This is a genomic window from Mesorhizobium sp. B2-4-14 (assembly GCF_006442155.1).
Taxonomy (GTDB): Bacteria; Pseudomonadota; Alphaproteobacteria; order Rhizobiales; family Rhizobiaceae; genus Mesorhizobium.
The window spans coordinates 1-12944 of the sequence record NZ_VFVA01000002.1; the positions used below are offsets into that span (position 1 = coordinate 1).

General features: G+C 59.2%; 11 protein-coding genes. 2 read left to right on the forward strand and 9 right to left on the reverse strand.

The window, feature by feature from the left end:
- Window positions 1-18 precede the first annotated feature (18 nt).
- Window positions 19-489, reverse strand: a complete 471-nt coding sequence (locus FJ938_RS01745; RefSeq protein ID WP_246673133.1) for a response regulator — start codon at window positions 487-489, stop codon at window positions 19-21.
- A 151-nt stretch (window positions 490-640) separates the two neighbouring features.
- Here FJ938_RS01745 and FJ938_RS01750 point away from each other — a divergent pair, with 151 nt between their 5' ends.
- Both FJ938_RS01750 and FJ938_RS01755 read left to right on the forward strand, forming a co-directional pair.
- Complete coding sequence (locus FJ938_RS01750; protein ID WP_140608619.1) at window positions 641-1276, forward strand: response regulator; 636 nt, start codon at window positions 641-643, stop codon at window positions 1274-1276.
- A 613-nt stretch (window positions 1277-1889) separates the two neighbouring features.
- Window positions 1890-4937: a PAS domain S-box protein gene (locus FJ938_RS01755; RefSeq protein WP_140690643.1), complete on the forward strand. Its 3048-nt coding sequence runs from the start codon at window positions 1890-1892 to the stop codon at window positions 4935-4937.
- Window positions 4938-4966: 29 nt separating this feature from the next.
- Here FJ938_RS01755 and FJ938_RS01760 read toward each other — a convergent pair whose 3' ends face one another.
- From FJ938_RS01760 to FJ938_RS01795, 8 genes are all read right to left on the reverse strand, one after another.
- Window positions 4967-5854: an alpha/beta hydrolase gene (locus FJ938_RS01760; RefSeq protein WP_140690645.1), complete on the reverse strand. Its 888-nt coding sequence runs from the start codon at window positions 5852-5854 to the stop codon at window positions 4967-4969.
- 226 nt (window positions 5855-6080) lie between these two features.
- Entirely contained in the window at window positions 6081-7601 is a 1521-nt protein-coding gene (locus FJ938_RS01765; RefSeq protein ID WP_140690647.1) for a mechanosensitive ion channel family protein, read from the reverse strand.
- Between the two features lie 266 nt (window positions 7602-7867).
- Window positions 7868-8233, reverse strand: a complete 366-nt coding sequence (locus tag FJ938_RS01770; protein ID WP_140690649.1) for an EthD family reductase — start codon at window positions 8231-8233, stop codon at window positions 7868-7870.
- A gap of 19 nt (window positions 8234-8252) precedes the next feature.
- Entirely contained in the window at window positions 8253-9341 is a 1089-nt protein-coding gene (locus FJ938_RS01775; protein ID WP_140690651.1) for a hypothetical protein, read from the reverse strand.
- Window positions 9338-9979, reverse strand: a complete 642-nt coding sequence (locus FJ938_RS01780) for a HupE/UreJ family protein (protein ID WP_246673134.1) — start codon at window positions 9977-9979, stop codon at window positions 9338-9340. The genes FJ938_RS01775 and FJ938_RS01780 overlap by 4 nt, the downstream gene beginning before the upstream one ends.
- On the reverse strand, window positions 9963-11480 hold the full coding sequence (locus FJ938_RS01785) for a DUF4331 family protein (RefSeq protein ID WP_140690653.1): 1518 nt from the start codon (window positions 11478-11480) through the stop codon (window positions 9963-9965). Before FJ938_RS01785 ends, FJ938_RS01780 begins: the two co-directional genes overlap by 17 nt.
- A 33-nt stretch (window positions 11481-11513) precedes the next feature.
- Window positions 11514-12464: an NAD(P)H-binding protein gene (locus FJ938_RS01790; protein WP_140608604.1), complete on the reverse strand. Its 951-nt coding sequence runs from the start codon at window positions 12462-12464 to the stop codon at window positions 11514-11516.
- A gap of 83 nt (window positions 12465-12547) precedes the next feature.
- Window positions 12548-12907 (reverse strand): hypothetical protein, encoded by a 360-nt coding sequence (locus FJ938_RS01795; protein ID WP_246673135.1) that lies wholly within the window; start codon window positions 12905-12907, stop codon window positions 12548-12550.
- Window positions 12908-12944 lie beyond the last annotated feature (37 nt).

Genomic DNA, 12944 nt, shown 5'->3' on the forward strand with positions numbered 1-12944 from the left:
CGAAGCGGGATCATAAGCTCATGCTTGTTCAGCCCGCGTGAGAGCCGCGCGAAGGCACTCCGTCAGTTTCTGTTCATCAACCGGCTTGCGAAGGTAGCAGAGAACTCCATCATTCGCGGCACGGATCTGGTCAGCGTCATCGGGGTAGGCCGTTACGAGGATCGTCGGTATGGTGCTCTCTTGTTCGACGAGGTGCCGGAAGAGTTCAATCCCGGTCATCTCGGGCATGTTGACGTCGGCGATCAGGCACCCCGTTTCGGCGAGATAGGGAGATGCCAGCAACTCGGCCGGCGACGCAAAAGCTTCTGCGAAATAGCCAAGCGATTTGATGAGTCTTCGCATGGATTCGCGAAAGTACCGATCGTCGTCGACCACCGAAACCAATTGCTTTTTGGTCATGCTGCCTCCGACAGCGCGCTCGAGCCAGTCGTGCCGGCAGACAATGCCTAGCTCCTCACGTTCTAGTTTGATTTGTACGAGGAATGCCATTGGCGCGCTGGCGCCTTGCCATAAATCTTGGTTTAGGTGACGTGCGCAAGAATTGGGGTGTTCAGGCTCACGGACAGCCACTAAAATAGCCGTATGGCGAAGCAGCCGAACCGAGCCTATTTCAGTGATCTCTTAATTCCGAGCAACAGCGATGTCTGACGCAAATTCCCGCGTCTTGGTCATCGACGACGACCCGGACCTACGTGCCTCGGTCGGTCGTCTGTTGCGTTCGGTCGGCATCGATTTTCAGCTCTTTGCGTCTATTTCCGATTTCCTCGGAGCCGAACTGCCCGATGTCCCCATCTGCTTGGTGCTGGATATCAGAATGCCGGGACAAAGCGGTCTCGATCTGCAACAGGAACTTGGTCGGGCAAAAAGGGACCTGCCGATCATCTTCATCACTGGGCATGGCGACATTCCGATGTCCGTCCAGGCGATGAAAAGGGGGGCCATTGAATTCCTGACCAAGCCATTCCGCGATCAGGACCTCCTCGACGCCATTCAAGTTGGCTTGTCACGCGATCGGGCGCGACGCGAAAGTGATCAAGCCCTAGCGGACCTGAAGAAGCGTTTCGCATCGCTGAGCCCGAGAGAACGCGAAATCTTGATCCAGGTGGCGCGCGGCCGTCTCAGCAAACAAATCGCGTACAATATCGGCATCGCGGAAGCCACCGTCAAAGTGCATCGCAGCAGAGCGATGCAGAAGATGAAGGCGGGTTCGCTTCCGGAGCTCGGGCAGATGGCCGACAAACTCAAGCTGATAGTCGACGAGCCGCTACGCTCCTAGGGCAATTCCAGGATTGCGTGAAAGCAAAGAGTTAGAGCGGGTCGTTCTCCATCAAACGCTGAACCGCTCCAAGTCGCAAAACCATCCACTTCGGGCGACACAATGGTCGCGCCGACGGACCAGCGGTCTCCCAGGGCAACAATCTGGTGTGTGGCAGCAGCCGGGTTCGGTGACATCGTCGCGCGTCGCGCATATAAACTTTGGCTTACGAGTCTCAACCACTTTGTCATCGCCCGCTACCCGCGTGCAATAGCTGACACTCCCTCCAGACGGTCAATATCCTTACCTGTAGACCAGCTTTCAAACTCAACTTTCGAAGGACAAGTGAGGTTGCCATGCGCTCATCAAGCCTTCGCGAATTCGACGACTGCGACACCTGTCCAAGGGCCTCACGCATGAGGCCGGAGGAGGTTGTCGAAGAGTGGACCAGCGTTCGAAATTGCATCGGACACCGAGCCTGCCGTCCATATCTAAGCAAGGCGGGAAACCCGGGCACGTGAATGCAATGATGCTGTGTTCGATTCACCGACAGAACAACTCAAAGTGTTTAATCAAGCTATTTTGTACGTTTGCGATGCGCTGACGCATCGTGCATTCGAAGGGATGCGAAAGAATGGCCACGGGGGACATCGATCTCGGCCGCGTTTTTGACGCGCTATCAATCATGGTATGGATGGCCTTACCCGACGGACAGATCGATTTTGTCAATCGATGCTGGTCGGAATTCATCGGCCTCGGCCTGGAAGATATCCGTGCATCGAAATGGCAAGCTTTCGTTCACCCGGAAGATCTCGAGCGGCTGCTTGAAAGATGGCGATTGATCGTGGCATCCGGCACGGCGGGGGAGATGGAGGCGCGTGTTGGTCGCTTCGACGGGCAGTATCATTGGATCAACTTCCAATGCAATCCAATCCGCGGCACGGCCGGAGACATTCTCAAATGGTGTGGAGTGGCCACAGACGTCGAGGATGCACGGCGCGCCGAGGAAAAGCTGCGGCGGCGTAGGCTTGATCTCCAGACAATCATCGACAGCATTCCAATTCCGGTCGCGGTAACGACACCTTCGGGCGAGGTCGAGGGACTCAATCAACTTACACTCGACTATTTCGGTAGAACGCTCGATGAACTCAAAGGTTGGAAGAGCTCGGACGTTGTGCACCCGGACGACCTGGAGCGGACGGTGGCCGCACAGTTGGAAGCGCATCGGACGAGCACTCCCTACAATGTCGAGAGCCGCCATCGTCGTGCCGACAATGTTTACCGCTGGTACAACGTTCTGGGGCTGCCTCTTCGGGATTCGCAAGGCGAGATCGTCCGCTGGCTTCACCTGCTGATCGACATCGATGATCGAAGACGAGCGGAGGATGCGCTACGTGAAAGCGAGCGGAATTCGAAGCTGATCGTCAACACCATCTCAGCAGGATTTTGCGTCTTGTCGCCAACCGGCGAAGTCGAGGCACTGAACGATCAATTGCTCGAATACTTCGGCAAATCGAAAAAGAAATTGAAGCATTGGCAAAACGCCGACGTGGTTCATCCTGATGACCGTCAGCGCATCACTCAAACGATCGAGCACTCGTTCGCGACAGGTGACCCATTCGATACGGAACAAAGACTTCGCGGAAAGGATGGCGTCTACCGTTGGTTTCGAGTTCGCGGTTTGCCTATCCGGGATACGGACAACCGGATCGTCCGGTGGTACGTCCTGCACATCGACATCGACGAAAAGAAACGGGCCGAGCAGGCTGTCGCAACCAGCGAACGCAATCTGAAAGCCATAGTCGACACCATTCCAGTGTTGGCCTGGTCCGCGCGGCCGGATGGATCCGCCGAGTTTTTCAACCAGCACTATCTCGATTACATCGGTCTTTCCGACGAGCAGGCTCAGGGCTGGGGCTGGGCGGCCACGGTTCATCCAGATGATATGCCCGGGCTGGCCGGCACCTGGCAGGCCATATTGGCAGCGGGCGCCCCGGGCGAAGCAGAAGCGCGCCTTCGCCGCCACGATGGTGAGTATCGACTGTTCCTGTTCCGGGCTAATCCGCTGCGCGATGAGCACGGCACTGTCGTCAAATGGCATGGCGTCAACATTGACATCGAAGATCGCCGGCGCAGCGAAGAAAGTTTCCGCACCATCGTCGAAACCACGCCCGAATGCGTCAAAGTGGTCGCGCGTGATGGGACCGTGCTAAGGACCAATCAGGCTGGCGCGATAATGGCGGGCGTGCCCTCGCCTGACGTCGTGGTCGGACACAACTTCTTCGATTTCGTGGTCCCCGAGCATCGCGATCAATATCGTTTATTTCACGAGCGTGTCTGCGACGGACAGAAGGGCTTTCTGGAGTTTGACCTCGTCAGTCTGCAAGGCGTCCTCCGGCACGTCGAAACCCATGCTGCTCCCATGCTTGGCAGCGATGGCTCGGTCATGCAACTTGGAGTCACGCGCGACATTACCGAGCGGAAAAAGGCCGAGGAGAGATTGCGACGCAGTCAGGCCTTTTTGGCCGAAGGTCAGCAACTGGCTCGCATGGGAAATTTTTCGTGGTGCATCTCTGCAGGCGAGATCGTATGGTCGGAGCAACTTTACCGCATCTTTGCGTTCGATTCAAAAGACCCTGTGACGATGGAGCTAGTCGCATCGCGGCTCCATCCTGAGGATTTGCCACTCATGGCTGATTTTCTGGAACGTGCGCAATATGGCGCGCATGACTTGGATTATCAGCTTCGCATTTTGATGCCCGACCGCTCAGTCAAGTACCTGCATTTGATTGCGCATCTGGCACGGGATCATCCCGGTCGCCTGGAATACACCGGGGCCGTTATGGACATCACTCAGCGCCGGCTGGCAGAAGAAGCGCTCAGCAAGGCTCAATCGGAACTTGCCCACGTCACCAGGGTTACAAGTCTGGGAGTTTTGACAGCGTCGATCGCCCACGAGATCAATCAGCCACTCTCGGGTATTGTCACGAATGCCAGCACCTGCCTTCGCATGCTGTCTGCTGCCCCCCCAAACATAGCAATGGCGCAGGAGACCGCACGACGCACCATGCGCGATGGGAACCGCGCCGCTGAAATGATCGCACGACTGCGTTCGCTATTTAGCAAGAAAACTGTCGAAATCGAACCGGTAGATCTCAACGAGGTGGCGCGCGAGGTGATCGCTTTGGCCAAAAATGACCTTCAGCGAGACAAGGTGGTTCTGCATACCGAACTTGCGAATGGCATCAGGCCTGTTGGCGGTGACCGTGTGCAGCTTCAGCAGGTGATCATGAACCTGCTGCGTAACGCATCCGATGCAATGGCCAGCGTCGTCGACCGCCCAAGACGCCTGCTTGTTCGAACGGAGCCGGCCGACAATGATCAGGTGAAGTTGATGGTGCAGGATGCGGGTGTTGGATTCGGGCCGGAGGGAACGACACGCCTGTTTGAGACTTTCTACACCACCAAGAGCGACGGCATGGGGATCGGCTTATCCATAAGCCGCTCGATCGTCGAAAGCCTCGGCGGGCGGCTGTGGGCCGAAGCGAACGCCGGCCCGGGAGCCACATTCTCGTTCTCTATCCCGGAATATTCCGGGGACGGGGTGCAGGACAACTTTGCCATCCTCCCCTCCGTCCGCAATGGGCGAGGTTCAATGGAACTTCGTGCCAGTCATCATTGACGCCAAATCGGCACAATGTGGCTGGGTGCCTACGATGTGGATTGCGGTTCGGCTGCAGGACCCCTGGGGCGGCGGCGGTCGGCTATGTAGCCTCCATCCCACCAAGAGGTGACAAAGCCCGCATACGCGTCGGCGGCGTCCTCCCAAATGAAATGTCCTGCCTCGATGATCGCAAGATCACTGTTGGGCAGGCGTTCAACCAGGAACTCTGCATTGGCCAACGGAACAACCTGATCGTGACGGCCAGCAATCACGCGCACCGGAGTTGGTATCTGCCGCAGCAAGTCACGGAGTATCGGGAGGTCGCGAGGGTACGCCCGGACGTACTGCATCGATTCGGCAAAGCGGGTGCCTGCGTATGAAGCCAGGTAGTCCTCGAATGCAGCTTGCGAGAGTGTGTATCGTTCGAGCGTACTCGTGGCGGCGCGCACGATATCGCGGCCATCGATGCGACGATATGGATCCAGGGAAGGCGCCTCAACCCAATCCTTCAACACCCCGCCAAGTTGCAGGGGAACGGCAGTGCCGCCTGTCCCGACGATGATACTGCGGAATCTCTCAGGCGTGCGGGCGGCCGCGAAAAGCACCGCGGGAGTGCCAACGTCGGGTCCAACGACATGTGGTTGCTCCAGTCCCAATTCATCCGCCAGTCTTATGATGAATTCGCCCATCGCCGACGGTGACATCAGCGAGTCCCGTCGTTCCGACTGGCCAAACCCCGGCAAGTCGACCGCGATGAGATGTGCGTGCTCGGCAAGCCGCGACCATGTCGCTCCGAAAGCGTATATGCTTTCGGGCCAGGGGCTGAGCAGGAGCGCTTGCACCTTGCCACGCTCTTTCGAGCTCTCGGCGATGCGGATGGACAACCCATCGATCGAATGAAACAGGGGCTGGATGGAAAGATGCGAAGCTTGCATGAGCTCATTCCTTCAAAACGAAGTCTCTCTTTTCAAAATCCCCGCGCAGCATTTCAAATGAGCTGAAAACACTCAATTGCACAAAGGTATGCGCGACACCTTTGTATCGATTTCAGGGAAAAAGCGGAGAACACCGATGCCGAAGCACGGCTTTTCGTTGCGAGAGCCCCGGTCTGGAGACGGCGCCGAAGTGCCCTCAATGCTGAAAACTGACTCTAAGACACGTTCAGAGATTGAACAAATGTCTGATCCTGGCGGTCAGATGCGGAACGGATTTCAGGGCCGCGCCGCCATGGCGTTGATCGAATTTGGACAGCTCGACAGCCGTTTTCTTCGACAGAAGGGCGCCGAGCTCGTCGGCGATGGCCGGTCGGTCCCGTATCAGCGGTGCCAGCCCTTCTTGGGTAATTTCGTACACGACGACGGCAGTGAGCGCGGTGATGGACCCGAACTCGCCCGCACCAGTCAGCAGACCACCCTCTCCGAAGAAGTCGCCCGGCGCTAGCCTCGTGAGTTCGGTCGTTTCGCCCGCCGTGTCGTCGCTCCGTCGTGTGACAATTGCCACACCGCTGCGCATGATCATCAGCGACTTCGACACATTTTTCTGTTCGATCAGCACGTCGCCCTTGCGAAAGGTGCGACGCGTCATGGTCAAAGCGAGGGTCTCCTTCTCTTCCTCGGTCAGGTGGGCAAACAGCGGAACCACATCCAGCAATCGCAACTGCGTGGTACGCAAACCGGCTCGCACCGCGCCCGTGGCCGACGCGGCGGCTGTAACACCGCCATTCGCGGGCTGGGCAAGAACCAGTCCTGCAGCCTTGGCATGGCGGTAGATCAGATCGAATACTTCTGTTCTCGCCGTGCCCACGGCCGACACGTCGGCAACCCTGGACGTCACCTCCAACTCGACCGCATTCGCATCGAGAGCTGTCACGTGGATGCTGGGTTCGGGAAGCGTCAGGATTGAATTGCTGCTCAGCAGGACTGAACGCATCACCTCGACCATGGCCGATGGCGCGGTCGACGGTCGGAAGCGTACGCTAAGCGTCATGCCGTGGCTGGGCTCGGGGCTGCTGAGATTGGTGAGCCTCGCTTTGGCTAGCTCGCTATTGGGAACGATGACGAGATCATTTGCGCTGGTCAGCAGATGCGTTGCTCTCCAGTTTGTCTCGACAACCTTGCCTTCGACCGCATCGCCGAGGGCGAGCCAGTCACCGACCCCATAGGGCCTGTCGAGACTAAGCGCGATCCCGGAAAACACGTCGCTCAAAGTGCTTTGCAGGGCAAGCCCAAGGATCAGCGCCACGATGCCGGACGTGGCAATCAACGTACCGACCGGCGCATTGAAAACATACGTCACGATGGACAGCACGGCGCCAATGTAGATCACGCCAACAATGAGATCCTGCAGGAATCGGCCCTCGCGGGCTCGCCCCTCGAAAATCAGAAAAACACGGACGGCGCTGATCAGCGCCCATGCAGCGCTGGTCCACCATGTGATCTTGGCGAGCCCGAGGAAAAAACGCTGGAAGCTGGACGCGCCCGGCGGCCCCGGCGCGTACGGTACGATGCCGTGGGACATCAGAAGGATGGTGAGAACAGCCAACAAGGCCAATTGGCCGATGAGGTGGAACCGGGGGCGATTGCGAAGCATCACCCGTGTGGTGACGGCACCGATGACGGCAAGCGCTCCCGTCCTCACGATAGGGTCGGCGACCACCTGGGTGATGTCACCATAACTCGGCATTGGCTCCGGACTCCGTGCGCGGCTACTATTGCCTGAGAAGGTGCGACCACCGCTGCCGGTCATCTGGCGGCAGTTGAACGCCGGCAGAGACTCTAGGTGAACGAAAAGTCGCTCAGATCGGCGGCGATCATAGGCAGGTCGCGTACCAAGACGTCTTTCAAAAGGTCATTCATGGCTTGCAGCCGGGGATCCCGTTTGTTCGCGTCCGGCGCGTGAACCGTATTGGTGAGCTCGCGCGTATCGTCGCGGATTTTCTTGACCCGCAGTCATGGTGAGCGGGCAGAATGTCGTAGCGCTTCGGTCTCGCCTCTGGCCGAGTTCTCGACCACGACTTCACTGATTTGTACGATCGGCGTCCGATCGGTGAAATTGCGGATGTCGCCCGAGATCTCCTGGGCGTGCGGGCCATACGCGGACTGGTACGCCTGCACTGAATCGCAGAGCAGGTGACACGTTGCGACATACGTAGCCGGGATCTCTGCCATCCCGTCCGCCAGCTTCCTGTCGATCGCGTAATATTTCAAGGCCGGCCCCATCCTGCTCTTGATGAGCGGCAGGTGTCTGTCGCGATAATAGTCGTGATCGAACCGCGTCCCGAGGCTGGCGGGGTACATGACACTGACTTTGATCATCGCTTCTCTCCGTGGGTAGTCATTCGGGCACTTGCACGTGGGGCGCTTTCGCCTGGGTCGCCACGGTTGTGACTTTGGCTTTTGACACGATGGCATGCGCCTGCTGGAGCGCATGGCGTGTCGGCCGGTTCGCGATATTGGCGCGCGCGAGTTCGAGCGCCCGTTTCAGGTTGTTTCCGCTGCCGGCGTAGAACTCCGCGGCATGGTCCGCGAATGCGAGCAAATGTGTCTCAAGAAGCTTTTCGAAGCCAAATCGTGCAGCCTCGAGCTGTGTCTCGGCCTCCTCGAATCTCTCTTGCGCGATCAAAACGTCGGCAAGACGCCACCGCACTTCCGGATCGCTGCTCGAGAGCACTGGCAGGAGTAGCGCCTCCACCTTACCAGTCCGGCCTTGACTGGCATGTATTTCCGCAAGGTGCACGCGGGCCCTCACATAGACCGGCACGTAAGCGATGGCGCGCCGATACCAGCGCGCGGCCAGATTGAGGTCCGGTACCGGATTGAGTTCACCCCACAACATGCCAAGCTGAAAGCAGACCCAGGCCGGCGGGAAAGGCGACGTGCCGGCATATGCATCAAATGCTTGCTGATACACCGCCTCCGCTTCGGTGAAGCGCTCCAGATCGGCAAGCACGGCACCGAGAGGCAGGAGATCCTCAAGTCGCGCGCCCGCTCTTGCAATGCGGCGCCGGGCGTCAAGCACGCGGTCAAGCTCCATGCCACGGGCCTGGTCGATCGACAGCGCCTGGCGGTCTGCTGCCTCGCGCGGCGCGCCCAGCACGGTGGCGCGCGCCAAGTGCATCGTTGCGTCCGCGAAGCGATGCCCTGTCGAGGCGACCTCGGCCTGAACGAGTGCCGCCCGAAAGGATTCTTCCGCATCTGAAAGTCGAGCGGCGAGTGCTTCCAGGCGGTCGAGCGCTTCCACGTCCCCAGCGAACTGGATCCTCAGCCTCTCCATATCCACGATTGCTTCGGCAATATCTGGAAGCGTCGGGTCTTGCCGGAAGCGCATCCATGCATGGCGGCGCGCACTTTCCAGGTTGATGACCGCAATTTCCCCGTCGGTGGCCTGCGGCCAGGACGCTGTCGATGAAGCCGCCGCGCTCATGGCAAAATCAGGAGAGCGATGCCCGCGAACGAAATGGCAGCGCCAGCGACCTGTGCCAGTTGACGGCCCGTGGCCGGACCGGTCCTGCCAATCGCGATACCCAAACCAACGCCGGTCGCGTGAAGCAGCGCGGTGGCGCAAATGAAGCCAAGCCCGTAGGTCAGCCCCGACATACTTTCCGGCATTTCTGTGCCGTGAGCGTGACCATGAAAGATTGCGAAAAATCCAACAAGGAATGTGGCAACCAGCGTCGGCACGCTAAGCTGAAACGCGACGGCCAGACCCAGCACGATAACCGACATGGCGATGCCGATTTCCGCGAATGGTAGTTTGACGCCGGCCATGCCGACGATGCCTGCCAGCGTCATGACGAAAACAAATGTCAAAGGCACCAACCACCGCGCCCGGCCTCCCATATGAGCGGCGAACAAACCGACCGCGATCATTGCCAGAATATGGTCCATCCCGCTGAATGGATGTGTCCAGCCGGACGCAAAGCCGTGCGTGAGGCCAACAACGCCGGGATGAGCCGACGCAGCGACGGGCACGAAGACGATTGCGGCGGCGCAAGCCCCCAGGATAGCGCGGTTCATTGCCGTTCGGCCTCCAGTTCGGTTCAGTTCAATGATTGGGGTCATGTCGCACCTCCAAGCGGGATTTCAGGCTTCCCAGACCGGTTTTGAGCAGCGTCGCCACCCTGGCTCTCACGACGATATCGGGTTGATTGTCGGCCTGGTACTGCACGCTCCATTCGGCGACGCAACAGTCGCCCCTCGGCGTGACCTTTATCGTGCCGGTGTAATGGCAAGCGGGAATCCCGGCCACCAGGGTGTAGCGATAGAGCCGTTTCGCGTTGTCGACCTCCTCAAGCCGTTCGACGACTTCCCCGCCATCGCGCGTCTCGATCCTTCGGAGTTGACCAGTACCGGCGCCGGTCAGGCGAACCTGGGCGACCAACGGATGCCAGTCGAGGTTGAACTGTCCGATGACCGACCACACCGCGTCGGCGGCCGCCGCAAGCTCGACGCAATCATCGACGCTTTGCAGGTCTGTGTTGGGCATCGCGAAATACGGAAACACCTTCATGCCGGGCTTCGTCGCTTGGGTCGCCCCACCCTGGAGAAACTTCCGATCGTGGTTGACGAGCCAGGTGAGCAGGATGTCGATCACGTTCGCATCGATCGTGCGGCCACCGCCGGTCTGATAAGGTCGGCCGTAAAGCGTGCTCTTCTCGATTTCGAGATGGCTTTCGTCAGTGATCGGCTTCGCCACATCGAACAGCAGAAAATCGTCGAGGAAGATGTTGGCGTTGGCGGAGAGCGCTTCCGGCGTCCAATCGGCTTTGCCGTCACGCATGTCCCAGTCGGCGAAGCTGTCCTTCAGGCGCTGAAGGAAAAGCGGTTGCAGCTCTTTCGAAATCTCGAATGGCTTCTGCTGATTCCACAGGTCGCGGATGTCCTCCGCGCCCCGCAACCCGGGATTGGTGAGGCGAATATTCGTCTGCTCTGGCTTTCCGACCCAATCGATGCGGGCAACCGGATGTGAGACGTTGCCTGCCGGCGAGCGGGCGGGGACAGTCTCGGCGATCGCCCCGAACAATGAGCCGGCAGCGGGATTGAGTAGGCGATGTGTGTCGAACTCGACGACCACGCAGAGCACGTTGTCGTGCTGGAGCAGATTTGGAACCCTCCTGAGATCGGAGGCGATTACCGCGAGATAAAAGGGGTCGGAGCGCAGCCCGGCGAACACGCGCACATCGCCTTCCGGAGTCGATGCGCCCTTTTCGTCGTTCACAATGAGCGACAGCTCGCGACCGTCCGGCAAAGTGCACGTGCCGCGCTGGATGACATTTCCCGCGGCATCGCGCTCCAGCACCTCGAACCTGAAGCTGAAGCGAATTTCCTCGTGCGCAGGTTGAAACTTCGCCGCCTCGCCAACGCCGGCAACGGTCACGCGGCGAACTGCAATCGCGTGATCGATGACGTTCGAGAAGATCGCACTTTCGCCGGCGGAAGGGAAAACGCACATCGCAAGCACGGTGCGCACCGGGTTCTCCGGACTGATGAAGGCGAAGAGGTCGGTGACGTCGGCTGGGGGATCGCCGATCGAGCGCGGACCGTCAACATGATCTGACATCATCAACCTCCATTCATCGGCTCGGTCGCCACGACTTCAAGCCGACTCCAGCGGATGCGCCGGTTCATGCTGCTTGAACTCAGCGGCATGGAGATTGACGAAGTCGCGCATGCTCGTGGGTGCTTCGCCGGTGAGTTTGCGCAGGGTGTCCGTCATGCGGTCGTAACGCCCCTGCTTGGTCAGCTCAGTCATGGCTGAGAGATGCCTGATGACGAATTCAGGAAACCGCATCTGACGAAGGTTTTCGCTCCACCCTGGGAGTGGGACGTCGTGATATCGGATCGGCCGGCCGAGCGCCTCGGAGAAGAGACGCGCGTAGTGGTCCAGATCGGCCGATTCCGGCCCGGTCAAATCGTAGATCTGCCCGATATGCGGGGTGGGATCGTCGAGGATCACCGCCACCGCGCGCGCCACGTCCACCGCGGAGATCGGCGAGGTCTTGCCGCTGCCGAACGGCAGAGCCAACGCATCGGAGGCCCGCACACCGGCGGCGGCGAGTTGAAGAAAGAAGCCCTCGAGGAAGACTGTCGGCCGCATGGTGACAACCGGCAGTCCCGACCACGACAGAGCCTGCTCCGACAGCCAGTGCAGCTTGTGCTGCGGACTGTCGGTAGTCTCGCTAATGCTCATCTGGGAGACCGTCATCTGCGACATGTTCACGAACACCTCGACGCCGTAATGGCGCGCCACCGCGGCGGTGTTGAGTGTGGCTTCCAGGTAGGCCGCCGAGGTAGACATTCCAAAATAGATGCGCCGGCAGCCTTGGATGGCGCGATGCATCGAGGCAAGGTCCGTCAGGTCGCCCACAACGACCTCCGCGCCGATTCGTCGTAAGGCCTCGGCGCGCTCGTCCTCACGCCGAACCATGGCGCGCACCTTGTACCCCCTCGCGAGCAGAAATCCCGTGAGGTTGCGCCCGATGCCACCCACAGCGCCGGCTGCTCCGGTCACGAGAATCGGGTTGTTATGTCTATGTTTGGTCGTCATGTCGCTGGCCTTTGGATACATTCAAAAGACGAACTGGTGGGATCTCCGCGCCTGGGTCGAGTCACTTGCGATCCGCCGAAGCTCTAGTTCGAATATTCCCAGAAATCGTCTGGAATAGAGCTTCCCATGGCAGCCCGCATGGCATCCCGAAACAGTTTCGCTGCCGGCATTGGACGAAAAGCTATTGCGCGATCGACGATGAGCCCCTCATCGTTTTCTTCGATAATATCGAAGCTTTCCAGCTCGTGACCCTGAATTTTTCCCTTCCATCTCAGCAGGGTTCTTCGGTCGTCCAGCTTCCACTCGCCCGTATAGGCACCTTCTCGTAGTGTAGTCGAGGTCGCGAAGATCTTGGCAACGACCGCACGACCCTCGATGGTCCGAATTAATACTGGGCTGTGAAAAACAACATTTGCAGCGAGAATTGCCTCGTAGTCAGCCACGGTGGCGTGGCCTGACTCCCGAAGTTTTCGAATTGCA